The organism is Rhodoferax antarcticus ANT.BR, from assembly GCF_001938565.1.
GTDB lineage: Bacteria > Pseudomonadota > Gammaproteobacteria > Burkholderiales > Burkholderiaceae_C > Rhodoferax > Rhodoferax antarcticus.
Window position 1 is genome coordinate 92,720 of record NZ_MSYM01000020.1, and the last position, 25,910, is coordinate 118,629.

At 45.5% G+C, this 25,910-nt stretch carries 26 protein-coding genes; 2 read left to right on the forward strand and 24 right to left on the reverse strand.

Annotated features, from left to right (window positions below; translation table 11 throughout):
• Positions 1 to 37: 37 nt before the first annotated feature.
• Genes BLL52_RS19180 through BLL52_RS20570 form a run of 5 tightly spaced genes read right to left on the reverse strand, consistent with a single transcriptional unit; the run spans position 38 to position 3,480 of the window.
• Positions 38 to 1,501, reverse strand: coding sequence for a GspE/PulE family protein (locus tag BLL52_RS19180; protein WP_075588233.1), 1,464 nt, complete (start codon positions 1,499 to 1,501; stop codon positions 38 to 40).
• Positions 1,489 to 1,764 (reverse strand): hypothetical protein, encoded by a 276-nt coding sequence (locus BLL52_RS19185; RefSeq protein ID WP_075588234.1) that lies wholly within the window; start codon positions 1,762 to 1,764, stop codon positions 1,489 to 1,491. Before BLL52_RS19185 ends, BLL52_RS19180 begins: the two co-directional genes overlap by 13 nt.
• Before the next feature lie 8 nt (positions 1,765 to 1,772).
• On the reverse strand, positions 1,773 to 2,219 hold the full coding sequence (locus tag BLL52_RS19190; protein WP_241839293.1) for a lytic transglycosylase domain-containing protein: 447 nt from the start codon (positions 2,217 to 2,219) through the stop codon (positions 1,773 to 1,775).
• Positions 2,216 to 2,815 carry a S1 RNA-binding domain-containing protein gene (locus BLL52_RS19195; protein ID WP_075588236.1) on the reverse strand — a complete coding sequence of 200 codons (600 nt, stop codon included), beginning with the start codon at positions 2,813 to 2,815 and terminating at the stop codon, positions 2,216 to 2,218. The genes BLL52_RS19190 and BLL52_RS19195 overlap by 4 nt, the downstream gene beginning before the upstream one ends.
• Before the next feature lie 2 nt (positions 2,816 to 2,817).
• Positions 2,818 to 3,480, reverse strand: a complete 663-nt coding sequence (locus BLL52_RS20570) for a thioredoxin domain-containing protein (RefSeq protein WP_139313495.1) — start codon at positions 3,478 to 3,480, stop codon at positions 2,818 to 2,820.
• 53 nt (positions 3,481 to 3,533) lie between these two features.
• Here BLL52_RS20570 and BLL52_RS19200 point away from each other — a divergent pair, with 53 nt between their 5' ends.
• Together BLL52_RS19200 and BLL52_RS20575 are read left to right on the forward strand one after the other, a co-directional pair.
• Positions 3,534 to 3,938 (forward strand): DUF5658 family protein, encoded by a 405-nt coding sequence (locus BLL52_RS19200; protein ID WP_139313496.1) that lies wholly within the window; start codon positions 3,534 to 3,536, stop codon positions 3,936 to 3,938.
• A 55-nt stretch (positions 3,939 to 3,993) separates the two neighbouring features.
• A complete protein-coding gene (locus BLL52_RS20575; protein ID WP_139313497.1) occupies positions 3,994 to 4,425 on the forward strand; it encodes a hypothetical protein in 432 nt (143 codons plus the stop codon).
• A gap of 55 nt (positions 4,426 to 4,480) precedes the next feature.
• On the opposite strand, the gene BLL52_RS20115 is transcribed toward BLL52_RS20575, so the two are convergent.
• From BLL52_RS20115 to BLL52_RS19295, 19 genes are all read right to left on the reverse strand, one after another.
• Complete coding sequence (locus BLL52_RS20115; RefSeq protein WP_083634088.1) at positions 4,481 to 8,086, reverse strand: conjugal transfer protein TraG N-terminal domain-containing protein; 3,606 nt, start codon at positions 8,084 to 8,086, stop codon at positions 4,481 to 4,483.
• Positions 8,087 to 8,105: 19 nt separating this feature from the next.
• Positions 8,106 to 9,524 carry a conjugal transfer protein TraH gene (locus BLL52_RS19215; RefSeq protein ID WP_075588238.1) on the reverse strand — a complete coding sequence of 473 codons (1,419 nt, stop codon included), beginning with the start codon at positions 9,522 to 9,524 and terminating at the stop codon, positions 8,106 to 8,108.
• Positions 9,521 to 10,453 carry a conjugal transfer protein TraF gene (gene traF, locus BLL52_RS19220; protein ID WP_075588239.1) on the reverse strand — a complete coding sequence of 311 codons (933 nt, stop codon included), beginning with the start codon at positions 10,451 to 10,453 and terminating at the stop codon, positions 9,521 to 9,523. The genes BLL52_RS19215 and traF overlap by 4 nt, the downstream gene beginning before the upstream one ends.
• Positions 10,453 to 10,998, reverse strand: a complete 546-nt coding sequence (locus tag BLL52_RS19225; RefSeq protein ID WP_075588240.1) for a S26 family signal peptidase — start codon at positions 10,996 to 10,998, stop codon at positions 10,453 to 10,455. Before BLL52_RS19225 ends, traF begins: the two co-directional genes overlap by 1 nt.
• Positions 10,995 to 11,504, reverse strand: a complete 510-nt coding sequence (locus BLL52_RS19230) for a hypothetical protein (protein WP_139313498.1) — start codon at positions 11,502 to 11,504, stop codon at positions 10,995 to 10,997. The genes BLL52_RS19225 and BLL52_RS19230 overlap by 4 nt, the downstream gene beginning before the upstream one ends.
• 3 nt (positions 11,505 to 11,507) lie before the next feature.
• Complete coding sequence (traC, locus tag BLL52_RS19235; protein ID WP_075588242.1) at positions 11,508 to 14,066, reverse strand: type IV secretion system protein TraC; 2,559 nt, start codon at positions 14,064 to 14,066, stop codon at positions 11,508 to 11,510.
• Between the two features lie 98 nt (positions 14,067 to 14,164).
• Complete coding sequence (traA, locus tag BLL52_RS19240; RefSeq protein ID WP_075588243.1) at positions 14,165 to 14,464, reverse strand: TraA family conjugative transfer protein; 300 nt, start codon at positions 14,462 to 14,464, stop codon at positions 14,165 to 14,167.
• 74 nt (positions 14,465 to 14,538) lie between these two features.
• Positions 14,539 to 15,207: a TraV family lipoprotein gene (locus tag BLL52_RS19245; RefSeq protein WP_139313499.1), complete on the reverse strand. Its 669-nt coding sequence runs from the start codon at positions 15,205 to 15,207 to the stop codon at positions 14,539 to 14,541.
• A 26-nt stretch (positions 15,208 to 15,233) separates the two neighbouring features.
• Positions 15,234 to 16,484 (reverse strand): TraB/VirB10 family protein, encoded by a 1,251-nt coding sequence (locus BLL52_RS19250; RefSeq protein WP_075588245.1) that lies wholly within the window; start codon positions 16,482 to 16,484, stop codon positions 15,234 to 15,236.
• Complete coding sequence (locus BLL52_RS19255; RefSeq protein WP_158025717.1) at positions 16,481 to 17,449, reverse strand: TraK domain-containing protein; 969 nt, start codon at positions 17,447 to 17,449, stop codon at positions 16,481 to 16,483. The genes BLL52_RS19250 and BLL52_RS19255 overlap by 4 nt, the downstream gene beginning before the upstream one ends.
• The gene (locus BLL52_RS19260) at positions 17,446 to 18,063 is read right to left on the reverse strand and encodes a TraE/TraK family type IV conjugative transfer system protein (RefSeq protein ID WP_075588247.1); all 618 of its coding nucleotides are present in this window, start codon (positions 18,061 to 18,063) and stop codon (positions 17,446 to 17,448) included. The genes BLL52_RS19255 and BLL52_RS19260 overlap by 4 nt, the downstream gene beginning before the upstream one ends.
• The gene (gene traL / locus BLL52_RS19265; RefSeq protein WP_075588248.1) at positions 18,060 to 18,344 is read right to left on the reverse strand and encodes a type IV conjugative transfer system protein TraL; all 285 of its coding nucleotides are present in this window, start codon (positions 18,342 to 18,344) and stop codon (positions 18,060 to 18,062) included. Before traL ends, BLL52_RS19260 begins: the two co-directional genes overlap by 4 nt.
• Positions 18,341 to 19,072, reverse strand: a complete 732-nt coding sequence (locus tag BLL52_RS19270) for an OmpA family protein (RefSeq protein WP_083634090.1) — start codon at positions 19,070 to 19,072, stop codon at positions 18,341 to 18,343. The genes traL and BLL52_RS19270 overlap by 4 nt, the downstream gene beginning before the upstream one ends.
• A gap of 32 nt (positions 19,073 to 19,104) precedes the next feature.
• Entirely contained in the window at positions 19,105 to 19,527 is a 423-nt protein-coding gene (locus tag BLL52_RS19275; protein WP_139313500.1) for a hypothetical protein, read from the reverse strand.
• Between the two features lie 2 nt (positions 19,528 to 19,529).
• Complete coding sequence (locus BLL52_RS20580; protein WP_139313501.1) at positions 19,530 to 20,126, reverse strand: hypothetical protein; 597 nt, start codon at positions 20,124 to 20,126, stop codon at positions 19,530 to 19,532.
• An 8-nt stretch (positions 20,127 to 20,134) separates the two neighbouring features.
• Positions 20,135 to 21,616: a conjugal transfer protein TraN gene (gene traN / locus BLL52_RS19285; protein ID WP_338065753.1), complete on the reverse strand. Its 1,482-nt coding sequence runs from the start codon at positions 21,614 to 21,616 to the stop codon at positions 20,135 to 20,137.
• Entirely contained in the window at positions 21,613 to 22,710 is a 1,098-nt protein-coding gene (locus tag BLL52_RS20870; RefSeq protein ID WP_206744503.1) for a hypothetical protein, read from the reverse strand. Before BLL52_RS20870 ends, traN begins: the two co-directional genes overlap by 4 nt.
• A 248-nt stretch (positions 22,711 to 22,958) precedes the next feature.
• A complete protein-coding gene (locus BLL52_RS19290; RefSeq protein ID WP_241839295.1) occupies positions 22,959 to 23,663 on the reverse strand; it encodes an NADAR family protein in 705 nt (234 codons plus the stop codon).
• 132 nt (positions 23,664 to 23,795) lie between these two features.
• The gene (locus tag BLL52_RS19295; RefSeq protein ID WP_075588253.1) at positions 23,796 to 25,853 is read right to left on the reverse strand and encodes a DEAD/DEAH box helicase; all 2,058 of its coding nucleotides are present in this window, start codon (positions 25,851 to 25,853) and stop codon (positions 23,796 to 23,798) included.
• Positions 25,854 to 25,910: the final 57 nt, after the last annotated feature.

Genomic DNA, 25,910 nt, shown 5'->3' on the forward strand with positions numbered 1-25,910 from the left:
TCTATCAAAATTTTAAGAAAATATTTCAAGAATCAATTCACCCGACTAAGTTGCCGGCCATCTTGATCGCGTTGGTCACGTCCTCAAGCTTGCATAGTTCCATTTTTACCAAATAGTCTTCCAAAGTGACAACGCGCCCAGCATGACGACTTTCGCTAATCTCGCGGTGAGAGTCCTCAAGCGATTCCAAACTCAACAAACCCTGATGAATCAGAATTTGCTCAAACCTGCGACGGGTAGGCACATAGCCCGTAGCGCCAACAGCTTTCATGACCTCCCTCAGCGTGGTCTTTCCTTCTAGTGCCAAACGTACACCGGCCTGTGCCAGTGTCTCAAACTGCTCTTGGTTGACTGCCATTTCCACCAGTTTATTGATCCAATTGGGTTCTGTTTCAGACATGTCCATCAAGTAACGCATGTCCTGAGTCATCTCAATCATTTCGATCATCGCAACACGCCCACCAAACCCGCCCTTAACGATTTTTGGAAACACCTGGGACTCAGAATACATCTGACGTTTTTGCAGCCATTGACGCTCGATGTCGTTAGGTTTGATCCATTCAATTTCGGCATCAGCCCCAATTTTTTTCACCAAACGCTGTGCAATCATGGCTGACATCACAGCAGAGATTGAATTGCTTTTCAACCCCATCGCCATCAACCGTGTCAAAGTCTCAGGAGCACTGTTGGCGTGCACTGTGGAAAGCATCATGTGGCCTGTTGCCCCGGCTTTGACACCAATTGCGGCTGACTCTTCATCGCGCAACTCACCGACCATGATCACGTCCGGGTCAAGACGCAAGGCGGACTTCATTGCCATGGAAAAAGTCATGTTGCCATCCACGTCAATCTGCGTGAATTCCTTGATGGAATACTCCACCGGATTTTCAATAGTGAGAATGTGTCGGGACTCATCATTGAGATACCGCAGCATTGCATATAGCGTTGTTGTCTTACCAGATCCCGTCGGGCCAGAGAGCAACACCATCCCTTCCGGGGATTCGGCTACTCGTTTCATGGCTTCTTTGATCAAGAAAGGCATTTCGAGTTCGTCAATCTGAATATCTGAGTTATTTGAGTCAAGCAACCGGCAAACAATCTTGTAGCCGCCCACGGTCGGGATCAGGGCTACCCGAATGTCAACCCGTCGCCCACCGAAATAAACCATCATTCGGCCATCTTGCGGGATTAAGCGCTCCTGATCGTTGAGCTTTGACTTCGCGCAAATTTTTGTTCGGGCAATACGAGCCAACTCTGTCGGCAGGGAATATTCCAAAAACATCAAATCACCCGCCATTCGACCACGCACAAGCATGCCGTCGATGTCATCAAATTCAAAGTGAATGTCAGAAATCCTGTCAACCACAGCCAATTCAAAAATGTTGTTTAAAGTATCAATAACCTTTCCTTCGGCATGTCCTCCTGTTGACACAAAGCGCCCGGACTGCTCAACAGACCTAGCAACAATTGGGTTAAGCTTAACAACTCCTACTTGGTGCATTTTTCTTTGTCTCCGTAAACAGTTTTTTCAAACACATTTTGCATAGCGACGGCCCCGTTCGCTTTGTACCTAAGCATCTTCAGCTTTGTTCCAGCACTCACCCAATTCTCGCTAAGCGACTCCACAGCGCCCATCCCATAAATAACAGGCCACGCAGATCGATGAACCCGTGTGCATTTATCGGTTGAAAAAATCAACCCCGCAAACCAAATCAAAAGCATGCAGATAAAAATCCACGCGATAAAGTCACCAATTTTTGACATAACAGACCCTAGTTCGATGCCATTTGAAGTTCGTTGAGATTCTTGCGTACCTTATAGACATAGATCTCACGCTTTGATGTCGTTTTGGCGTTGTAGGCTCCAACGGCCTTCCATGTCTGGCCATGACTTGAGATGTTGTTCGCCATAATCCAAGCACCAACATAAATATTTGTACATGCCAAGCGAAGATCCGCATACGAAATCCCATAGCGGTCCAAAGTTGGTAGCCAGCCAGAATTGATCTGCATGAGTCCGATGTCAAAGCTACCGTTTTTATTGGTGGGGCCAATCGCACGCGGATTGAGGTTGGATTCCGTTTTTGCGATAGCCATCAACAAAGATTTGTTGATCGAAAACCGCTGGGCAGCTTCAGAAAAGCATTGATCAAAAGGTACTGCCTGAGCCATCGAAAATACTGGTGTAACCAAACAAAGTACAAAAAAGATTGATTTCACACAAACTCCAGTTGGATGCGATCTTCAGCCTCAATGAATTCAAGAACCCGGACTTTGACATCTTGACCAATGGCGTGTTTGTCAAAAGCAGAGATGTCGGTTATGTGGCTCACATGGCACAGGCCTTCAACCCCAGGTCCGACAGACACAAAGACACCATACTCTTTGACCGATTTGATCTTCCCGGAAAGGACAGCGCCGACCGTCACCGTTTCGTAAACTGCCTTGATGCGCTCCGCACTGTTCGCACGGCGGATTGACAGGAACAGACCCTTCTCCGGCTTGAAAGCAATAACAACCACATCGACCCAATCGCCCTTCTTGAACTTTTTGGGGTAGCCTCTCCAGTACACCTCATCCCGCAAAACAAGGCCGGTTTCAGTGTTTGGTAGCGAAACAACGATGCCACCATCATTGACTTTCAAGACCCACCCACTCAACTCTTGCCCATGTGTGTATTCGCTTACCCGAAGAACCGGAGCTTCTATCTCATTGCCACGATCATCGGAATCGATCTCCACAGGATCAGGTGCAGAGATCTGGTTGCGTTGAGGACTTTCTTTGAAAGAAAGGAACGAAAAAAAGCTTTTAAACATATTTATCCGACGAGTATTTTTGATGCAAGTCCATTGATCAGGGTAAAAAAGTATTCCTGGTTGCCTCCAACATTGTCAGGTGTAACCACATATTTACCGTCAATTGCCACGCTTGGAGTCGCATCGAGCATATAGAGTGCCACTTGTTTTGCCGAGTCACGAATGCTTCCGAGCTGTGAGGATGCACTAATTCCTTTGCCAAATTTACCCAAATCTAAACCAGCAGATTGAACAGCGGTAATCCAACCACTTTGAGAGCTGAACGGAACACCATTGGAGACATTGATATAAACAGCCGACACAAATCGATTGAGTTGATCTGGGGTTGCCAGTTCTTTTGCAGCAAAAAAGCATCGGGCAGCAATAATCTGATCGCGCATGGTCGCGGCATTCCCCGCATTGACAACAGGAACAGAACTGACCCTGATTGACTTCGGAACTGTAGGAGCCCATCTCATAAAAGACGGATGATATTTGGCGCAAAATGGGCACAAAAAATCAAAGAAAAAAATGATGTGACCTTTATCCGCAGGAACACTTACATCACGGTAAGGCTTCGGGACCGGTTTTTCTGCTGTCTCTGTCTGTGCATACGAGCGATGCACCAGGCACGAAGATGCCGCAAAAACCATTGCTTTGGCGATGTGTCTACGAGAAATGTTCATAATTTTCGGTTAAAGTCACGACGTGTTGCAAACATTATAGCTACTGGATTTAAATGCCACAAGAAATGCAAAAAAGAAGGTCAAGCGACAAGATCGACCTTTCACCAAATGCCATCAAAAGGAACAGAATCTACAAGATGGCCGTTACAAGCCTATGCGTCCTAATTATTATTTTGCAGGTACTGGACGCAATCTCGACATTCATGGGAATAAACACAGGTCATCTTGTTGAACGCAATGTTTTACTGAACAAGGCAGCACATGTATTCAATGTGCCAATTCAGATTGTGGTTTTAGCGGCCAAGATGCTGGTGGCCTCAATGTTCGCTTGGCTGATGATAAAAACGAAGCCATCCATGAATGCGGTGGCTTCGTTGTTTTTTGTAGCGGCCTTTTACATTGCCGTCGTTCACCGCAACTTCTACTGGCTGTCAGTGATGACTTCGTTGAAAGGCTGATATTGTTGATTTAAGTACAGCCTAGTTGTACTTAATGTAACCATCATCGCTCATCATGAAAGCAAATTCTGACAAATCATCACCAAGAAATGGCTCTGAGTCTGACAAATCATCACCAAGAGATGGCTCTGAAGTAGCTATGCTTTCACGCGGTGCTCCTGCAAAGGCTTTTCTAAAAAGAAAAGCTAATGACAAAGTAACCCACAGAATTGAAACAACAAAAACACCGAAAGTAAAGTGGCTTCCGATGATAAATAATGGTGCAAATACGATGGCACCACGCAAGACTACCCAAATTAATGAAAAAAGTTCTTTGAACATAAAATCCCCACTATCAAGCGGGGATGTGACGCTCAAGAAATTGTTAACGAAATATATTCGTCATTATCAAATAATTAGCGATGTTCTAATATCGCTAACTTGGGATAATACTCATATCTTGATAAAAAATGTTACGGTGATATGTGTTTTGCAACAAAACCCATGATTTCCAAGTCAAATAAGATTGATTTCCGCTAATTTGTTGCCGTTTTGCAACGCTGTCAGCGCCGTCCGCGTCTAATCACTGTGCCAGAACTACCTGGAGGTGGCTTATTAGTACCGGTCGCAGGAGTGCCACGAGTGCCACGAGTGCCACGAGTGCCACGAGTGCCAGAAGTGCCAGAAGTGCCAGAAGTACCAGGAGTGCCAGAAGTGCCAGAAGTGCCAGAAGTACCAGGAGTGCCAGGAGTGCCAGGAGTGCCAGGAGTGCCAGAAGTGTTGTTACCAGCATTTTTAGCAGCATCTTTAGCAGCATCTTTTGCATTTTTATGCATAACACCCAAGCTCTGGCCAACTGCAGCCACTCCAAAAGCGGCACCTACGGCAACCCATTTCATTGTGCGATCATGCGCGGCTGCAGCCACAAGTGGCTTACCGCTTTTATCGAGTCTTTCTTCAGTTGATTGACTTCCGGCTGCAACACTGGTCAAATTGGCGTTTGCATTATTAACTTGTCCTTCCAGATATTTGAATTGAGGACTGGTGTTACCTCCGGCAATATCGCCGCCAGGGTTTGCTCTGTCCTTCTTCGAAAGTTGTCCAGTCAAATCACTATTCGTAGTTGATGGGTCGGCAAGTGTTATTGTCTCATCAGTCGCAGCACGGCCCTTGGTTCCAGGTACCCAATGATAGCCAGCCTTAGATGCGGCTTCTACGCTTGCCGCGTTCTTCGGATCATCTCCATTAAGCCATTGCCTAACAGTGGTTGGATTCGCAGCTTTGCCAACGGGTTTCCCATCTTTGCCCTTATTCTGCTCATAATGACCTGCGGTAGCCTTCACCGCAGGTTTTGCGGCCTGCGTGTTCGTAGGCAGAGCATCACCAACTGCTGCAGCCCCACCAATAGGTGCCTGAGCCATACCCCCAAGTGAACCATTGACATTACCTGTAAGAGCGTTTTCATAGAACACGTTTTCTTTAAAAGCGTCCAATTCAGCATTACCGGTTTCATATCCTGCAACTGCTTCCTTCGAAAACTTACGTGCCGCAGCCTTTTGATCCTTGTCGTATGGAAGGTTGCTGCCTGGTTGATGAATTTGACCGCTATCTAAATTCGCTCGATTTGTCGCAGTTTGCCTTCTGAGTTCTTGTCCCGTTTTCCCATTAAGGCCATTTGTACCCATCCTGTCTAAAGCCTGATTATTTAAAACAATGGACGTTGTATTTGTCAATCCTTTACCAGAAGAATTTGATTCTGATTCTCGTAAACCAGCATCAATGGCATTTGAAAGCATATCTGACTCAGTTGCACCAATATCAATGCCACCTGTAATCGATCTATCACTGCCAATGCCATGGGACTTCTTAATAGTGTCGGAAATCATCGCTTTAGCCATTGCTCCAGTGCCCTCACCAAAACCTTGTGCTACACCGCCAAGAACATCCTTCGCACCAGCCGCCCAATCGGATTGCTTTTTAGCTTTAGCAGACCCGATCTTTTTAGCTCTCTTCTTCATCCCATCTCTCACAGCGCTGCCAACGGCCTTTCTTGTAAGCACTCCCGAGAGCAATGTTGGAGCAGTAGCCAATGAACCTACCCCTGACGCAACTTCAACAGCAGTCAACCCAATAGAAATTGCAGTCACAGCATTTTCCGCAACGATAGCTGTCGATTCAGCCGAGATTTCAGCATCATCGCTAAACATACCCATAATGACGCCGGGCTTTTCCTTATGAATTTGTTGTGCAGACTGATTCAGCGCTTTCCCAACCACCTTTTCAGCATTTGCCATCTGACCAGGCTTATCAAGAGCGCCAAACATACCCCTTGACTGCAATGCTTTTATAGTTGAAGCAATAGCAGTAGCACTGATCTGACCTGTGAATGCACTTCCTGATTCAGCAGTTTCCAAAATTGAAGCAATCTCACTGTCTTTTACCTGAATACCAGTCGAACTACGAATAGCCGCCCCAATATCATGAGCCCTAGACGCTCTTGATCCAGCCGAAACTTCATTCTGCGCCGTTTGGCTTCGATTAGTCATATAGCTTGTCGATACACTTGCACCCGACGCGCCAGCAAATTCCGTTGAAAGCTGAAAACCACCATCATTAGTTCTAATCATGTTAGTTGTAGATATAGCATCACGCTTTGCAATCGCATCATTTGAAAGAGGCTTATCCTGAATAATGCCAGAATCATTATGCCCTGAGCCCCCCCACTTGCCAGCCATCCCGCTTAGCGCATAAACAGAACCTGTTAATAGAGCTAAGGAAAACATTTGAGCATTGGCCATGAGATCAGATGCGACAGCCAACTTCGTAGACAGACCATCATAGATTGAAGACATATTAGCCAAAGTACCCGCGTGATCGGCAGAAAGGGCCTTGGTCATGTCTTCAATTACAGATGTTTGAACATAAGCCTGAATTGGTGCGATAACAATCATCCATGATTGTGACCAAATGCCAATTAAAATATAACCACCAAATACGGCCAACGTTTTACTTGCAACGACAAGACCATATATGGCAACGAATGGGAATAGAGCAAAAAATATCACTTGCAAAAAACCCATAGACGTAAACATGGTTTTTAAAAAACCACCTCCAGCCATAGCAGCTTCCGTCTTCCACCTCTCTTTGCCATCAGCCAACGCGAACGCTGCTGTCGTACAGTTGTCTGCAGAAGTCAGCATGCCGGACTGACTAAGACAGGCAAGAGTGTTTGTAATTGTTGTTGCGGTAAGAGCGTTTTTTGTGAACTCTAATGAAGACTGCTGGATACCAGGAATTAGTCCAAAAAGCGCATCCCAAGAGTTGGGAACACTAGCGTTAGTCCATTTGCCATCAATGTCTTGTGGATTTTTCTTTGTTGTAGCCGCATTCACAAAACCAACAAACGGGCCACTACCAGACGCAAAAACAGTAAACATCGTATTAATAGTTTCCAAGGCTCCGCCTGGACCACCACAAGCAAATATTGTTCCGTCGCCAGACGTATCTCCAACTGCATAAATTTTTGTTAGACCAATTTGATTTCCATTTGTTTCAAGCCATTGCAAAACATCTTTAGAGTTTTCAATAGTCTTAGCAATAATAGGACCACCAGGAGTTTTTGAGCAATCATGAACTACCTGAACCAAAGATTTGTACAAGTTTGGTGCAGCATTCGATGCTTTTGATGATCGAAGGCTCAAAAGAATATCAAGCGGACCAACAAAAGCATTCTGATCAACGGACATATAGCTGCCAGGAACAGCCTGAAAAGCCGTTTCCATAGTTGTGAATATGTTGAAAGCAGCTTTTGAAAACATGCTTGATGGAATCAACGCTAAGGCGGGAACATTCGCAACGAGGGTTACAGCACCGGAATACACATTGGTGACTTGAGCCGTTCCAGTGACACCCATAAATGACATAAATAAGAACCAGCTTCCAAGCGTACCCGCACTGACCGATTTAGAGTGAGTTGCAGCACCCCAAAGCATCATTGAAAGCATAACAAGAGCCCCAAGCCAGGCTGCGCTTTGAACCATGCCGCCGCTTGCATTGAACCACGCGGCTAATCCATTCATGGCCCGCCAAACGGCGGTGTTGTCGCTCATGATGTAGTAATCCCAAGTGCCAATATTGGCCGTCGAAATTGCAGAAGCTGTAAATGGCATAAATTACCTTAATTAATTACTAACGCCAGCCCAATGCATTACCTAATGTACGATTTGACGAATCGATAAGCTGCATATTCTCATTCAGAAGCTTGATGCCATTACCTGCTTTTTCCTCAAAGACGCGCAAATCCGCAAGCATCTCTATTTTTGATGAATCGAACGTTTGAGATGTTGGTGTTTGTGTTGATGCAAACATCCTATGAATGGTTTGAATTAATCCGCGAGCATATAAAACGGTGATTTCATCTATCATTTGATTGATAAGTCCTGGCATGATCATGCCTAAAATTTGTGGATTCTTTTGACCATGCATTATTAATGCAACGACAGGAACGCTGGAAATATTATTGAGAAATTGGAGTTGCCCAGCATTTAGACCACATTTATTAGAATCATTACAAAGAGTGAGTTGATAGAAAATCGAACCAGGTAAAGGGGCTGTCGCACCAGCGGCTCCAAGCATGTGAAGCTCTACAAAACCCTTAATGCCCTTTGAAGGAATTTCACCTGCCGTCGGCGTCATACACATGGTGTACTCATCACAAACATATACAGGTAAACCAGGAGTCCCCGTAGTGTCGCTGTCTGGTCTAGCGAGTTGCGACAGCCTGAGAATATTTGGAAGAGTAGGTGAGGTAGGTTGCTTGGTGAGATCTGAATCAGTTTTACCGCGAATCTCTGTACCAACTAGAGCATGAATAATAAGTTTAGAAATGACTTCTGAATCCGCAAGCCCGAGTAACTGTCCTGCAAACGTAGTTGTATTCAATGCATTCCATGTCAAATTACCAAGTTCGTTAATTGTTTTATGACCATCAGGTTCATGCGCTACGTTAGCTTGGCTGGCACCTGTTCCTGGCGACGTAACCGCCGAATCAATAGCCTCTGAAAAGTTGGAAGCCCATCCCGTGACTTGTGCCCACCCAGCCTCCACATTTGTCACCAGATCAGCCATTGCATTGGCTGGATTTCTTGCTGCGTCAATCAACCCCTGTGACATTTTGCAACTATCAAGATTCTGCTTGCCCATATCCTGAGCTATTTGTTGGAATTTTTTAATACCCTCAGCCAAACCGGGAAAAAGGTTAGTAACTGCCATCTGAAATAACAATGGGCCAGCATTCTGAGCTATATTTCTAAGAAATTGTGTTAATTTTGCTGCTGATATAAAACCAAAACTACCCATGTAGAGGTCAATACCTCCACAGCCTGCCGAGAATCTTGGAGGATCTATTGAAAATAATTGAAGACGGCTTGTCGGCGTTCTGACATACAAAGAGCCACCAGACAATGTACCACGAAATTGGCTACTTGTTACATCAGGCGCGGTCGCATTTAAAAACATGCCATTCAAGACGGAATCAAGTGCAGCATTGGATGTTGACATTTGCAATGATGCAATGATGAAAATAATAATACTTTTCTTATAATTCACTTTTCATCTCCGGTTAATCTGGTTCTAAATTTTGACATAACAACTGCTGGGTCATCAGAATACTCTGCTGAATTTAAGGTTTCTTTTGTTATAAGACCTTTTGAATATGGCTCAATCGACTCAATGGTGGATTTATCCAGAACGCCATTCATGCGAGCTGCAACCAGTATTTTGTCTTGCAATGTTGTCGCAGCCATAAGACCCTGAGAAACAATATAGTAGCTATCAGGTGGAGATACCAACATAGTGGTTGGTGTCAACTTCAAATTGAATCGTTGTGCCGCAATCATCCCGCCAGGACTACTAACGTCAATAACTCTGACATTGAATCCAAATTTAGTTTCTAGCCCTACTACGTTGGACTTAACAATATCGTTAACGTATGTGGCACATGCTCTACACTTATCTGGTTTATCTACGAACACCCATACACCAGTTTTTGTAGATAGGAACTTCATCGCAGCACGTTTGCTTTCTGCGAGTTGAAGGATAAAAGTATTCTGAGCAAAGGCTGCCATGGGAACGCGATTGTTTTCATCGAGGTATCCATCGGATGCAACCACATCTGTCGCCATATCAGAAAAGGCCTGCGACCTATCCAGCACGACACGTTGTGCATACATGTAATTTGAAACATTCTCACGGGTAGGATCTTCGATAGCCTTTTCCAGCAAAATTGGCATGTTGGCCTTGATCCAAGCGACCGACAATGGTTTTAGTTGCGCTGGCTTATTCTCTTTTGCATTTGCTTCTACAGGCTTCGGGGCTGATGCAGGCTTCTTTGGGGCCGCTGCTTCTGCTTCCTTTTTGTACCAGTAATAGCCATCGCCCTGATACCGATTGAACTGACTGTCCGCGTCTTGAGCATGGGCTGACCCTAAGCATGCAAGCAACAGCACACCGGGCAGGAAATAAGTTGGGGTCTTCATCAGATCACCGCCAAAACATATCTCTCAACAAGCCGATCTGGAACCACCCCCCAATAGCGCGAGTCAAACGACCTTGGCAGGGTGCCCATCAGAAAAAGCTCACCTGGTTGTAGCACTCGGTTAATGTTGATGGGGTCGAGTTTGCGTTCTTTGAGTTTTTGCAGGCTGACTGGAGATCGGTCAGCGATAAATTTGCCATTAATGAAAACTCCACGTTCATCACTGACCACCCTGTCGCCACCTTGGGCCATAACGATCTTTGCCAACCGGTGCCCACGGAAAATGCCAAGAGCCTCTCGTTCCGTTGACACAAAACTAACGATGTCACCTATGCGTGGTTCGTGCAGTTTTGGATAGCCGATGTACACGCGCTCAGGCAAGCATCGAAGCTCTGATGTGTCAATGAATACACCGAAGAAGTTCGAAAAACCAATCACTCCAAAGAACGTGACAGCCAGCACCAAAATGGCCCTGTTGCGCTCCTTCTCTTGCACCCGGACCATGAAGCCAAGGTGCTTATCTAAAAAGGCCAATGCTGCGCTCATTTGGACGCTCCAGCTTGACTCAGGCCAAGGCGAGCAAGCACGACATCTGTGACATCCATGTGTTTGCCAGAGGCGACGACAGCGCGTGAGTTAATCACCATGTAGCCTTCATTGGACAAGCGATCTATCTCCCCCTTTAGATCGATTTGGAACTGTGCCGCATCGGCTTGTGCGTCCGCTCCTGTTCCTTTCGCCTCATGTGCTTTAAGCCCCGCTTGCACCAGGCGATCAGGGTTCAGGATGACAACCTTTTGTGCAGAGTCGTTGCCAGAAAAGTTGAAAAATCCTTTCGATGCACCGCCGTAAACCGCTGCAAGTGTGACCACTATGGTGATAGCCACAACAATCAAAAGAGATGTCAGAGTCACGTACTGACCAGAATCGTCTTGCATCGTTGAAAGAGGCGTGGGGGCAACTGGTGAAACAATATCAACGGCTGGTTGGGTGTTTTCGATTGGTGACGAATGTTGAGCTGCAGCACTTGGATTTGGTGTATTTTGTTCCATTTCTTACTCCATCAAATCAACTTCTGTAATTGCCATTTTTAACATTTTCGACACCTCGGATTTGTGTTTGCCTTGTGAAAGCATTTCATTCATCAAATGGCGAATCTCGGTAAATCGTTGAAATGAATCATCTCCAACGATGTAATTTTGGATTGATTCAATAACATCAACACCATCATCAATATCCTGCAAAATTTTTGCCCGCTCCGCACCGGTGGTTGAAAACATAATTTGAGTGAAGCGGTCTACCGTCAATCTGAAAATGCCTGCGGCTCCATTGTTGATGATCATCATTTCTGAATATTGGCCAGGAACCGTTTGCACAGTCTTCAGCATTTCATAAGAATACTGATCAAGCGTCAATTGACCGGCGTTTCTAACAGATTCAATTGCTTCAACCTTTTGTTGGAGAATAATCTGCCAAGAAGAATTTTCAATCATTGTTTGTCCGGCACTAGATTTATACATATCTCCAATACCCTGAGTGACAAGGAAAATGCTGCTGTTAAACTTCCTCGCCACTCGGAACGCGGTTTCCATTGCGCGTCCCATCACAGGATCGTCTATCAGGCTCCATGCCTCGTCAATAATCAATAAACGTTTTCTGGTTTCCCCTGTTTTGTTTGACAGGTACATGTCATTGGTGACTTGCGTAATAAGCTGAAGAAGAACAACCTGCTGCAATGTTTTTTGATTCTTTAGACCGTCCAACTCACAAACGACGAAATCGGATTCCATGTTGACGTTGGCAGCTCCGTTAAAGAACCTGGCGTACTGGCCGAAAGCAAAGCTGTCAAGGCGTAAGGCTAAATCCCGTGCTCTCGGGTCTGACGACTGAGCAGTTAACCATTCAGAAATATTTTGGATGGTTGTGTAACCCTGATGCTCAATAAAAGTTTGGCGAATCGCCTTCTTTAGAGTCTCAATCTCCATGTCATCAAGAGATTCACGCTGCGCCGCCATGCGTTCGAGCAAAGTGCAAATCATTTCCATTTCTTCGTCGATATTTTTGCTTTCGCCGCCTCGTTCTGCTAAATACGAGGTAAATGGATTCAGACAAATATCGCTGGATGGTTGAAAATCGAGAAAAGATCCACCTTGAGCTGCCGCGAGTTTTTTATACGAATAACCGCTATCAATAACCCATACCTTCGCGCCTTCGGCAAGATAGTCAACAATGATGCGTTGGGTAACAAAACTTTTGCCAGCGCCTGATGCACTGATAAGGCAGCAATTGAAATTGTTCGAACTTTTGAACAAATCAAATCCGCCGACCTCACCACGTCGTGTTGACAACAGAACCGTCGGCTGCGGAGAACCCTTCCACTCAGCGATAACAGGTAGAAACTGAGCCGCCTGTGAAGCAGTTAAAGTATGCTTTCTGAATAAACCTTGACCACTCTTGAGAGTTGGGTTTAACGGCATGCAATACGAAAATAGCACATCAAGAATGAACTTATCAGCACGCATCTCAAAACCGAGCGAAGACCAATAGTTTCGGATGTCATCATTTTGAGCCTGCAGATCAGCCTTATCGCGGCCAAACAACCATAAGGCAAAAGTGGCCTCAACCAACACGGCAGAATTGCGTTCGATTTCATCGCTTAGGATGTCGAAGCCTTCCTTTTTGAGCCCCAAATTTGGCATGAACTTGGCAGACCCACCGAAAAGCTGGTGATTGATCCAGCTTGCTTTTTTATTTACTTCGGCTTTCTTTGCTACCTGATCAGGATAATTCAGCGTTATGATCATCAGATATGGGAGTCTGATTTGATTGCTCAACCCTTTCGGATCACCAATAGCATAATTCATCAAACCGAGGCTGAAGTCTTTTGGTAGGAACTTTGGTGAAAGTGCACTAGCAAAGTAATTACTTGTCTTCTCAACACCAGTGTTAAATTCAATGAAATTCTTATTGATGACTATCTCATCACCAGTGTAAAACACCTGCTCGTTGAGAGTCATTGATTCATCGTATCGATCATCAAAAGGATCATACAAATGAGTTATCAGCCGACATATACCGAGATATTCAGACGCATTTGATCGTTTCGCCATCAAACCATTGGCCCGCAAGCTGGATTCAACCTTTGTAGCTTGCTCATTGAAAGCAACGATGTTTCCAATAAGCACTTTTTCAAATTTGCATTTGAGAGTAATTATTACTCGTTTTTTATTTAGCAAAACACCCGAGGCATCAATAACAGGCTTATCCCGCCCACTGGTCATGAGATCGACCTGACGCTTTACCAGCTCAGATATGATTGGATTGCTGCAATGGCGCTTCGTATATTTGTATTCAAAAATGGTATTTTGAAAATCGGGTGAACTCAGAAGCCCGATTTGAATCATTGTCTCTTTTTGAAAAGGACTGGAGAGTACAGATTGAATAGAAAGCAATTGACCTTCATCCAGGCCAACCATTGGTTCGCTTAACCACATGGCTCCTAAGTAAACCTCTTTTTCACCGTCATAATACCCGGCAAAAGTGTTGGTCTTTGTGTCAAACGATTGCATCGAGAAAATAGCATCGAGCGGATCGTATTTTCCTTGGAGATTCATCGAAAATTACTCTCTATTTAATGTGAACTCAAAATTAACTTCACTAAAAAATATGGCGCAACGAGTGCGCCATATTCTCATCAGATAGCCCGGACTTTTTACAGAACGGCAGTGAAAATTGCAGCCAGAACGGTAGGGCCAGTAGAGGCTGCCAAAGCTACTGCAATGCCGATCACCACCGCCATGATCGACTGCTTGACAATCCCTACACCCAGCCCCACAGACAGCGCGCCAATTGCGAACAATTGACCCATAGAACCAGTCATCCAGCCTGTCAAAGTGCCCAAGGGGCCGGTCGTAGCCGTACCGAACGTCGTGTCAGTACCGGCAATGGCAGAAGCAGCCAGAGCAGCAAAAATAACCAGAGCGGTCAAGGTGGAAGATTTGATAGATTTCATTGAGGCCTCATTTCATGCTAAAAGAATGTGTTGCAAAGATCATAATGTTTCGGCAGTTAACCTGGCACTAATGCTCATTGCTGCACGCTTGGTGTTTGTGGTAATGACACTGGCGGCCTTGAACCGTCAGACGAACGCCCCACCGAGCGATCATTCGGATTCTTGCCAGCTTCGACTGGCAAGGGAATATTATTGAATGCAATGTGCGGGATTACATAGGAGCTACCCGACTTAACTTCGTCCATCCCAACAGTCCAGTATCGTGGTGTCACTTCTGTGTATTGAAGTTGAGCCAAATGCAAGTTGTCTTCTTTATCAACCCAGGGAGCTATCCAGATCCGCACAACTTTAGCTGCCTCCCGCACAGGCTTTGGACCATGCCTTGAATTTGATGTCGCTTCAACGGTGACTGGCATGCCAGACATAGCAGCAAACGCCTTTGGCTCAGGGATAGACATCTCACCACCGGCATCACCACTGGCTAGCTTCTTCGCTCCAATTGGCGTGTCAAAGTCGCTGATTGGTAGCTGACCATTTGTCGAGTTGTACACCGCAGCAGGCGTTTTGCAAGTCACACCCAGCGGCATGCCAGGACAACCGAAGTCAGCATTGTCAGCGGTGTTTACAAGGGAAGCACAGCCAGCCACAGTGCCAACCATCACCAGGGATGCAGCGATGGTGCAGATGTTGGAGAACGAACGTTTATGTTTCATAAATGTGCTTGTTGCAATGATTGTATCCAAAATTTCAACGATGTCAAAAAAAACAGCTATGTTGGCTTTTTATCCATTTTTAGATCAAAGCCTTTCAGGACAACGATGGTCATCTTGCGACCTGAATCAAGCTCGACGATTGGGAAAAGTTGTTCTGCAACCTTCAGGTAATACGCTGCGAGCTGTGACCCGGCCTGATTCATACCTTTGCCCACGCCTGAACCAATAATCTGATCGCCAGTAGGATACTGATAGGGCTGCTCAGTGCCACCAGCGATATTGAGTGATTGAACTGGTTGCGGCGTAAAGGCGCTTCCTATGCCGCTGGCAAGGCCCGCCAAAAACGACTTGGCAAGCAGCGTGCCTTGTTTGGAAACTAGCCGACCGCGAGCACCAACCTTGCCATCTTCCCCAACCACATAAGCTTCGATTTTGCCCTCGTAGACCTCGCCACGTTCGTTTATGCAACTCATCGTTTCTGTTCTCATCTCCACACGTTCTGAACTCATATTGCCGTAGCCACCGACTAAAACGAGGCATTCTTTGAGATCGTATTTGTAGAGCGACGGCAGAATAGCATCCGTTTTTATGCGCAAAACTGCTGGTGAAGGAGTCTTGTTTGCGCTCATCGCCGTGGACGCATCCATACCATTCAAAAGTACAGCCTCAAAGCTCGAACCGCCTGGGATATTTGCGATGACCTCAGTACGTTGCTTGGCAGACACTAAGCCTGGCGAAGACGCATCATTTCCGATAACCTGGATTTCTCGTTGTTGAGAGTTTGGACCACTGGAAGCAGGAGGCGCAGTCACTTGTTCTGTTCCAGAATGTCCCATGGGCGGTGGCGGTAGCGGCAAATTAAGACTGCCTGGTGCCGCACCAGTTGCGCCCGTTGCATCGGGTTTGGCCGCTGGCACATTGCCAGAATCAAGCCGCTGCTTCAACTCTTGAACTTGCGCAGTCAACGCCGCAATGTCATTCCACTTACCATCAATACTAGAGCCTTCGATAATTTGTTTGTTTTGTAGCTTTAGTAGCTCGATTTGTTGTTCCAGATCTTTTTGTTTTTTCTCTGCCACACTCAGTCCAGAAGCAATCCCTTCAGTGGCTTGAGTCGATCCGGGATTGGCCACCGAAAATGAATCACGTTGTTCCTTGTTCTTGACCTTAGTTTTCGGCCCCGTGTCATTCATCGTGCCGTAAACAAACATGCCCAAAACAACCAGACCAAGAATGATGCCGTTACGTGTACCCGACGGTAGGGCTTTGAAGTTATCGACAAGCGATGGTTTTTTTATAGCGCTCACTTAGAACCCCCCGTGTGATTAGAAATCACAAAGACATTCGTTGTCTGACCGCGCTGAAGCATGGCATTCGGATAGAACGCAACTGCCCGCACGTTCGGGGTGTAAAAAGTCTCTTCGCTCAGCTCAACAGGTGAGGATGAAATCGAAGTCAACTTGTAACTAAAAATGTCGTAACTTGAACCAACGTATTTGAATTGGGTTTCGAACGCCATTTGCGAATTGTTGGCTATCGCCAATGGCAGTTTGCTCTTTGAAAAACCACTTGGCGTTTTACCCAGGGCCAATTGTTTGATGTGCGACGTAATGCGTCCGACGTAATCGCTTGGTACAAAATCATCCAAAGCCGTTTGCTCTGGTAAGTTTTTCATGGTTCCAGCTTCAGGCTCAATAACAATCGATTGAGCTGGCAAATTAGCGATAGGAACAAGCGTTAAACCGATTGATTGACCTGCACCACCATCACTGAGATAAATGGTGATTGGCTGATCGCTTGACGGCTGTACAAATATGTCTTGACCAACAGCTTTGAGACTCGCACCAGTGACATCAATAGCCTTTGGATTTGCAAATGGTGTGGCAATCTTGTTGAGTTGAGTCAATGAGACATAGATACGTTCATTCCTGTCCGTCCCAACTTTCACTGATTTGATTTTGTTCTCAGTGATTGTTCCCGGCATCATGCCAAGACCAGGTAACAATTGCGCGTCAGCCTTGAGCGGCTTTGGTAGCGGCAAATCCAGAGCCCCAGGAGAAACCGATGCTCTTAATTCAGCGCGGGCTGCAGGAGCTTCCTTTCGTGAAGGAACAACAATGAAACCCTTCTTTGGGATGACAACGAAATTTGACGATTGTGCCGCCGCAACCGGCACAACAGGACCACCATCAGGTGTTTGTAAATCAGACGATTGAGCGAACGCTGACGCACAGGCCAATGAAACAAAGGATATTAAAAATTGTTTTTTCATTGTGAGTCCTTTTTCACAGGTGGGTGTTCCAATATCCATTTAGCTGTCCTTGGCGCTGTACCAACATAGTTGTCAAGGAGCATGACCACAGGGCGACCTTCCAAAATTTCAATATCCATTTCATACACGATTGGCGTGATCTTTACTTCGCCGTAGCCCGACTGAACGCGGCTCTCTCCGATCACAAAAACTTTCTTGCGCTCGGGTTCGTAAACAACTTCACTCGACACAAAATTCACCGAAGACCCACTGTTAACAAACTGAGGGTCAAGCGCCAAAGACAGCAACCGCTTTCTAATCACGGAATAGGAATTAACAGTGGTCATTGACGACAGACGGTCGGCAACGTAGGTTACGTTTTTGGGAGAAATCGTTCCTACCAAAGTTGCGTAAAAAATGCCAAAGGACTTGATGTATTCAGCGCTGGCACCACCCCAATCAACCTCGACAGAACCACTCAAACCAGGCGGCACAATGACAATTCGTTCGTGTTTGGAACTGCTTGAGATTGCCATCATCGCTATCGTCAAAGCCATCACTACGCAAGCGACAGCCAAAAGTGAATTTGATCGCTTGAGCGAAACAATGTTATTACTGTGAGCATTGAGATTCATTTAAATATCCTGCGAACCCCGCCATTTGGGAAGCGGGAGTTGATGTTTATTCCGTTGTGCCAGTGCGCTATGTGATTCAACTGACCTGGCAAGCCACCGTCCTTGTATTTCCTAAAAACATTGACCAGAAAAAAACCAAAACCAAGTCCAACCAACGTCCATAGACCTCCCCCCAAAATACCAAGGGCAAAGCCAGACATCAAAATAACAAACTCATCCAGCTCCCAAAAAAAGAGTTGCGGGGTGCTATCGATATAGCGTGGAATCTTCGTGCTTTTCATTGATCACCATCCACTTTGAAAGAAATTGAAGTACGGCGATTGGATGCGAGGTCTGGATAAGTGCGGGACACGCCTGCTCCAGAGTCATGAATGCGAGATTCATGAATATTGGCCGCAGTCAACAGGTCTTTGACAGAGATGGCACGGTTTTGTGAAAGTGTTTTGTTCTTCGCCTCGATGCCAGTCTCATCGGCATATCCGACTACATAAAAAAAGCCGGTCACACGAGAGGCTTTTTTGATCAATGGAAGAACTTTGTCTTTGTTGAGAATTTCGGTCTTGTCAGTGTCGAAATTGACTTCAACGTAGTTTCCATCACCAACACCATAGCCGCCAACCCCTTCAAGACTGGTCGGACGGCGATCAGCCTTGTTGAACGTCAACCATTTCAATTTATCGGGGTCGATCTCTTGACGAACAACCGGCAGTGGATTCGAAGCCAGTACATCGTGAGCGATAGCATCATCAAGAGTGATTGTCTTGAGCGACCTGGCTGCAGCATCTTTTGAATCGATGTAAACGTGGTCATAGTGCGCTGGCTGAGTGCTGTTGCCGATCAATGTTGGCAATGCTCTTTGTGCAGACTCAATACCATTAGGAACGACCCGTGAAGCAAGCACCGGAGCAGGTACAACAGGCTGAACAAGACTAACACTTGAGCAACCACCAGCCAAGCCAGCCACAGAAATCGCCACGGCAATTAAGGAATGTTTGTAAAGTATGGTCATGTTGCAAACATTATAACAAGTATTTTTTAAAACTATTGAGGCATGCAATTTGCCATGCCAACAGAGCAACCAATCACTTCAACCAAGGGTTGACTTCCATCCTTGCATAGAGTTAACCGAGTCTTTGACACGTAATTTCCCGCGTTAGCGCCAGTGCGGGTCGGCACATTTGGCTGCGTCAAGGTCATGACTAAAACTTGGCAACCACCATCTTTAACTTCACCTTTTTCAACCTGAATCAATGTGAGTTCGTTAGAGCGGGTTTCCCGTTTCAATCGATCTGCTTCAGGCCCAACGAGGACACCCTGAGCCATACCCGTGCGAATCGCCTCCTTGAAAGCTTCACCGCTCGTCATCTCGCGCCCTGCAGGTTTCGAAATCATGGTTTCTTCGGCAGATGCGCGAAAGGCACACCCGGCAAAGATAAACAACAAGACAAACGTGCGTATATTCAAGATCATTCTCCAAAGATTTTCGATTCATCCACCAATGACGCGCTTCTTGTCACCATTTCATCTGCCACCGATTTTTCAATACGCAAACGGCAATAGTTGGAGTAACGCGGCTCATCACCTTGATTGGGAACGTGTGCACCCTTAAACACAAGCTGAATGTTGTCAAACTGCTTGTTGTAACCAAGCATGTATCGCTGACCTGCCTTGTAGTTACCAGGGCGATCCGTCAACGGCAGATTGATCTCTCGATCATCATCAAGACGTATTTTGACGGCTTTAATAATTGTCCAGCCTTCTTTTGGTTCGTTCACAGCCACGGAATCTTTGTTGGCATTCACAACCATATCAGTCGCGCTACCAACTATAGCACCAACTACAGCACCAACAACCGTGCCACCTAATATTTGGACAAAGGTTGATGACGAGTTAATGCTATTAAATTCAGCTTGATACTCGGAATCATTCAGGGGTGCTTGATTCGTTTTACGAACAGAAACCACCGTGCCACATCCAAAAATATCTTCTTTTCCGGCGAATGTACCGGCATAAGAATTATGAATAAATGCGAAGACGAACAACAACTTATAAATGGTTTTCATGGATTCCCCTATGGACAAGTTATTGTAGTGTCAGAAAGTTGTTTTTGCAAACAAAGATCATGAAAATTACTTGTGGCTTTTGTTTGTGTGGCACTTTGAAATGCTCCACCGCTGGTCGTTGGTAAAACATCATTGGTGTAATGATTCATTACACTTTGTCTGAATGGCTCCATTACTGATGTAAATGCTGGGCCTGACAAATCGAGCGCTTGAATTTGCGTGGTAGATAATCCAGAACAATTGGGTGATTTTCCTGAACCCCACGATATGCCAAGTTGTGTATGAGCGCCTTCCATGATGCCTTTTGCAAGTAACCCATTAAAACAGCAATATGATTCAGTTGTTTCAAGGCAGGCTATAGTAGCACCAAAGAACTTCAACTCATGGGAACAGTAAGAACCGACATAGTGACAAAGATTTTGTCCTTTGAGATTTGCTAAATCCATTTCTTCCTGATCGCACGCCAATGCCGCCATAATGACCTGAATAGCTACTGCTGCTGCCAATGCATAAGGGTTAAAGTAAACACCAGAAGTCCCAATTTGAGCTGATGCTGAAGTACCAAAAAAGCCACCGGCTGCTGTTGGTGTCAAACCAAAACCATACATGCCAACGCCATTCAACGGATTAGAACCAAAGCTCTGCAAGCTGTTGGCCATGCTAGCAACGCCGCTTTGCAAAAATTCAGGAGCGACATTAGCCATCATTAAATCGTAAACATACGGCGCTCCGTATTTGGCGGCATACGTTGCGCCTACCTTTAAACCCATGCCTGCCACGTTGCCTAACATACCTGACGCCTTGTAGTTTGTAGTAGGCGTGCCAGAACTACCAACGCAGCAGTTCTTTAGACCAATGTAGCCATCTGCGCACGTCATTGCGGTGCCGTGAAAAAGATTGCTAAGACTCCCACTGGCATCATACCCATAGGTGACGAGTTGCCTTGCAAATTCCTGAGCTGTTGATGCTGCTATAAAATCATCTGCTGCTGACGGTGTTGCGTATGACCAGTCCAAACCATTTAGAGATGATGAAATCGTGCAGCCACTTGCGGTCGATGGTGGTAATGACGGTTGCGATGGGTCAACACATTGATAAGTATGTGTCGTCGATAAACATGGGCCAAGTTTAGGGTATGGCGAAGTCATTGGTAGACCGTTACCGCCCATACTGCAAACCCCTGTTCCTTGCTCGGTGCAATACGAGTTTGAAGAAAAAGGTAAACAGTCAGTCTGATACTGCAAACAAGTGTAGTCTGTCATTGTGTTCCAACACGTTTGAGGAACTGTGAATGATCCAGCCGGATGCATGAATGCGCCGGTTAAACAAATAGTTTGAGAGTTAATCGTTTTGCATGGCGTTGCATCAACACAGTAATCAACTGGATGAGGTACACTGCCGAGCATGCACATGACTGTACCTGGAAGTATGTCTGCAATAACAAGTGGAGAAATTGCAGCCAATGCAATTGTAATTATTGACCTATTCATTGCGCGTAGGCCTTTAGAGCATTGCAACTGGTTGAATCTACAGTAGGCTTGACAATTGTTTCTGCCATAGAAAATAGACCACTTGCAGTTATTCGTGAACCAGCGCCAAAGCTTGTCTCTACAAATGCAGCCGGTCCAGTTGGTCTGGGAGGATAATATGTTTGGGTGCAACCCGCTCTTGATCCACAAATTCCAACTGTATGAAGGCATTGTTTACTACTAATTGTTAAATCACCAGGATCACACGCTTTAGGCGTTTTCATAATACCAATTTGCATTAAATACGAACCGCTGCATTCACCGTTTAGGCAGGTTGTTGTATTTGTATATCTTGCGTAACAACCTCCGTAAACTTGTACAACAGCCGAATTTCCTGTTGGCACAACCGCCCATCTATCACTGTTTCCTTTTGAGTTGGTGGCCATTGCTATGACTGGATAATCACTGGTAGTACAAGTCCATTGAGCAATCAGATGGTCCCCGCCTTGACATCCATCGCTGCCCATGCCAGACGTACTCCACATAGATACCGAATATGCTTGACCAATATTGCAAGTTGCATGGTGATCAACATTCACAACCAGACTACTGCTACATGAAACAACGTAGGGGATATAGCTTTCAGTGCAGGTATGAGCCTGTGATGTATCAATCGGCGTTGTCGTGAAATTTGCGCCACAAACAGGTGCTGATGTACTCGACACAAAAGGTGCAGTTGCGATCGGTAGGGTTGCAATGGTACGCAGCGGGTCACTGATCGGAACTGAAGGGACCAAGATCGGCGTTTGCGTCACAAAATAAGCAGCTTGGTTGCTTTGGTCTAGTCGATTATTTGTATAGCCCGTAAAACCATTGACGGAAGTGGTTTTTGCAGCCCCACCTGTGACAACAAGCGATGGATTGGTGACAAGCCCCGTCAAGGCCGGATCTGCTGATCCTGTGTACTGGCTTCCCATGATGTTGTTCGCACCAGGCGTTGCTCCCATAGGGATCAAGACTGCAGGGGTAGCCGGGCCTGACAATTGTGTGTTGCCAAGGGCTTGTCCATCTGCCTGAGCTGCGGCAGCGGCAGCGGCAGCGTTTGCCGGGGTCATCGTTGACAAGTCTTGAGCTGCTGAGTTAAAGACAGCCGAAGCAACTGCACACACAAACAAGGCTGGCCGTAATCGCTTCGAGATCATTGAGTGTCACCTAAAAACGTGGTTAAACATCTGTGTTGCAAAGAACATATTTTGCAATAATAACCGAATCCACTGCAAAACAAGAAAAAGGCCGTCAATCACAAATGAGTGAGAGACAGCCTTTAGGGTTTGACAACGAAGCACGAGGCTTCACCGGACCATCAGTGAGCGTGGCCAGTCTTTGCAAAGATGGAGTGCGCCAAATCAAGCCGCACCGACATCAACACTTTACCAAGCCGATTTTGGCCTGGCCACTTGGACTTATCCAGAATCCGAGGGTCATCTTCTGACAAGCCAGCACCCCAAATCTTGTCGTATGGACTAGCCTCAACAAGCTCAGTGCCTTGGGTTGCCAACAATGCATCGCACATCGACGGGTTTTGGCTGAACTTTGCCATGCACCCTATACGAACGTACTCATCACATTTTTCGTTCCAAACAGAATCAACAAAACCCTTAACTTGACGCCCTAAAAGTTTGTGTTCTCGCGGAGATGTTGCGGCCAAAATTTTGGATGCTGATTCCTCATCGTCGAAGAGTTTGGCTTTACAAAACATCATAAATTGTTCGCAATTTACAAACCCAATACCCTTAACAACAAACCGGGCCGGATGCCAGTTTGAAAGACAATTGTCAGCACCAAAGAAAAATGTCATACCGGAAAATGCATGAGAATCCAGCGCATCAGAGAGAAGCTGATCTGCATAAATTACAGAAGATTGCTTGTCCGAAAGATCCTCATTGTCTTCCTTCAGATAAGTACCATCTTCGAGGCCTGTAATGATGTCCTGAACATGAGAAGTCGCCATCAAGAGAATAGATTGCATTAAATAAACAGGGACACTTACAAACTGTTTGTTGCTCATTTTTAAAATCTCCAAAATAGTCGCCTGACGAAATTGTCAGTGCATAACTTATATTGGCTATACCAAAAGTAAAAAAAGTCAAAAAAGAAGCTGCACTTTTGGTAAGGGAGCCGCTACGCACAGTGCCTTTGCTTACTGTCTTGCGATAGCCTTTATCAGTGCCGATTTGTTGAATCTTTCAACCTCATCAGGGTCGATGACCTCCCTGGCAATCGACGATTTGAAATTCAATAATTCCCTCAATTGCTCATCAAGCGTGTTTTGAAAGATAGGCACAACGATCTTCACTTGCCGGGTTTGCCCTAGTCGATTTGCCCTATCCTCGGCCTGCGATTGGGTGGCAGGAACATAAGGTTGCAAGGCAAGAAAAACGTGATTTCCACGCCACAAATCAATGCCCTCTGCTCCAGTGGCATAAGTCAGCACAATAGAACGAACGGAATCGTCCGTTTGAAATGATTCAATGGCCTTATCTCTGGCTTGATCGCTGCATTGTCCAGTCACAACAACTGATTTAACAGAGTCGCTAGTCAAGGCTACAGAATACATATTGACGGACTCGACATACTCACAAAAAACTATGAGTTTTTCATCTGTTGGTATCGATTTAAGATATTTCACCGCAAGACTTACTTTGCCTTCTTCAAGGAATCGTCGCGCATGGTGTAGGCGAGTGAGTGAATGTGTTCCTTCATTGAGTTGCAGCAGATATTCTTTATGTTGGCCTTTGACCATCTTGACCAATTGATAGTCGTGGCGTTTGCCTGGAATTTTTCCCCGCAAAACTTTGCTTTGCAGACGGCGCAACATCCAGTCTTCCTTGATACTTTTATTTAGGTTTTTACGAAAATCTGGACTACCCGAAAACTGAGTTTCAAAGTCGCTCAATGTCAAATCCCCGAGTGAGTGTCCAGTCAAGCGTAATAATGAGTGCATTTCGGATTCACGATTCAGAATCGGTGTGGCCGTCAGTAAATACCTATTAGGAACTCGTGAAGCGATTTCAAAAGCAATCCGTGTCCGTAGCGTCATGGATTCTTTGAGCTTGTGTGCTTCGTCTATCAATAACACTGCGGCACTATTCGCCAAATCACCCATGCGCTCTAATTGTTCGTAATTTGTGATGATCCAATTCGTGTTTGGAGCTACAGCTTCGAGTGATTGGCCAGCCTGCAAAACATGCACAGATTCGTTAGGATACACAGCCAGGATCTCTCTGCGCCACTTGAAAATAACAGCTTTCGGAGCCGCAACAATTACCGTATATCGATTTGAATCTTGGATGTTTACGAAGCCTTTGATGATGTAGGAGGCAACGATAGCAGTACGTGTTTTTCCCGTGCCCATCTCATCGGCCAACAATGCGCCTGTGCGTTGAGTTAAAAACAAGACTCCTTCGCGCTGGTGCTTGAGTAACATTCCCTTTTTTGTAGGTAGCAATGACTTAATATCAGCGAATTCAATACCAGTACGTTTTATTGCAGATACCGTTGCCTGAACTTGGGCGTTGATACTATCTTCAATTTCAAAGTCTTTGTTTTTATCGTTGAACTCAGTTTGTTCTCTGAGTAAAATATCAGGCAATCCCAATGTTGGCACGTCGTGGTCAACACTTAAAACTCCATCGTAAAGTGAAAAATTCCCTTCCTTAACGAAAATCTGACTTTCTGTATAACCAGATTGCATCATTAAGTTATTTGTCAACATCGCCAGGGATGTATCAGATACATACCAGCCACGAGCTTGTCGTGCCCACTGTCCATGCATTGATCTAAACAAGGTTAAGGTAGAGCCATGGTACTGCGATCCAAACACCAAGAACTCAGAAGCCTTCAACGGATCGCCACTTTTTGCCAGTGGACAAATGGTCTGAGTTAGTCCATGCGCAAAGGCATTGGGCATATCCTTTGCGCTGCAGAGAATATTGTTAAGTTCAGTCTGCAGCACATCAAAATCATAACCAGACGCTTCAGCTAACCCTCCTATCCACGGGATAAGAATATCATTGGTGTCAAACAGTAATTTGTTAAATCTCCAGTAACTGTAATATGGATGTGTTTTATCGCCAATGAAAAAACCACGAACCACAGGACTTGTCTTAATATAATCAACAAGTCCAGCGTTTACATAACGCATTTTTAGACCATATTCAGTTCCGTCAAATACGGCATCAAAGAAAACGGCGGTCATAGAGTTTTGAGAATTAATTATTGGGACAAAGTAATAGCGGGCAAAAAAGCACTCAAT

Coding starts and splice junctions, on each gene's coding strand:
- BLL52_RS19255 (WP_158025717.1), bottom strand. CDS start 17,449: ATGAAAAAACAATTTTTAATATCCTTTGTTTCATTGGCCTGTGCGTCA.
- BLL52_RS19260 (WP_075588247.1), bottom strand. CDS start 18,063: ATGAATCTCAATGCTCACAGTAATAACATTGTTTCGCTCAAGCGATCA.
- BLL52_RS20570 (WP_139313495.1), bottom strand. CDS start 3,480: ATGAACATTTCTCGTAGACACATCGCCAAAGCAATGGTTTTTGCGGCA.
- traA (WP_075588243.1), bottom strand. CDS start 14,464: ATGAAATCTATCAAATCTTCCACCTTGACCGCTCTGGTTATTTTTGCT.
- BLL52_RS19230 (WP_139313498.1), bottom strand. CDS start 11,504: ATGGAACAAAATACACCAAATCCAAGTGCTGCAGCTCAACATTCGTCA.
- traF (WP_075588239.1), bottom strand. CDS start 10,453: ATGAAGACCCCAACTTATTTCCTGCCCGGTGTGCTGTTGCTTGCATGC.
- traL (WP_075588248.1), bottom strand. CDS start 18,344: ATGAAAAGCACGAAGATTCCACGCTATATCGATAGCACCCCGCAACTC.
- traN (WP_338065753.1), bottom strand. CDS start 21,616: ATGAATAGGTCAATAATTACAATTGCATTGGCTGCAATTTCTCCACTT.
- traC (WP_075588242.1), bottom strand. CDS start 14,066: ATGAATCTCCAAGGAAAATACGATCCGCTCGATGCTATTTTCTCGATG.
- BLL52_RS19270 (WP_083634090.1), bottom strand. CDS start 19,072: ATGACCATACTTTACAAACATTCCTTAATTGCCGTGGCGATTTCTGTG.
- BLL52_RS19185 (WP_075588234.1), bottom strand. CDS start 1,764: ATGTCAAAAATTGGTGACTTTATCGCGTGGATTTTTATCTGCATGCTT.
- BLL52_RS20870 (WP_206744503.1), bottom strand. CDS start 22,710: ATGACCCCGGCAAACGCTGCCGCTGCCGCTGCCGCAGCTCAGGCAGAT.
- BLL52_RS20575 (WP_139313497.1), top strand. CDS start 3,994: ATGAAAGCAAATTCTGACAAATCATCACCAAGAAATGGCTCTGAGTCT.
- BLL52_RS20580 (WP_139313501.1), bottom strand. CDS start 20,126: ATGAAAACCATTTATAAGTTGTTGTTCGTCTTCGCATTTATTCATAAT.
- BLL52_RS19200 (WP_139313496.1), top strand. CDS start 3,534: ATGCCACAAGAAATGCAAAAAAGAAGGTCAAGCGACAAGATCGACCTT.
- BLL52_RS19195 (WP_075588236.1), bottom strand. CDS start 2,815: ATGTTTAAAAGCTTTTTTTCGTTCCTTTCTTTCAAAGAAAGTCCTCAA.
- BLL52_RS19180 (WP_075588233.1), bottom strand. CDS start 1,501: ATGCACCAAGTAGGAGTTGTTAAGCTTAACCCAATTGTTGCTAGGTCT.
- BLL52_RS19225 (WP_075588240.1), bottom strand. CDS start 10,998: ATGAGCGCAGCATTGGCCTTTTTAGATAAGCACCTTGGCTTCATGGTC.
- BLL52_RS20115 (WP_083634088.1), bottom strand. CDS start 8,086: ATGCCATTTACAGCTTCTGCAATTTCGACGGCCAATATTGGCACTTGG.
- BLL52_RS19295 (WP_075588253.1), bottom strand. CDS start 25,853: ATGACCGCCGTTTTCTTTGATGCCGTATTTGACGGAACTGAATATGGT.
- BLL52_RS19290 (WP_241839295.1), bottom strand. CDS start 23,663: ATGAGCAACAAACAGTTTGTAAGTGTCCCTGTTTATTTAATGCAATCT.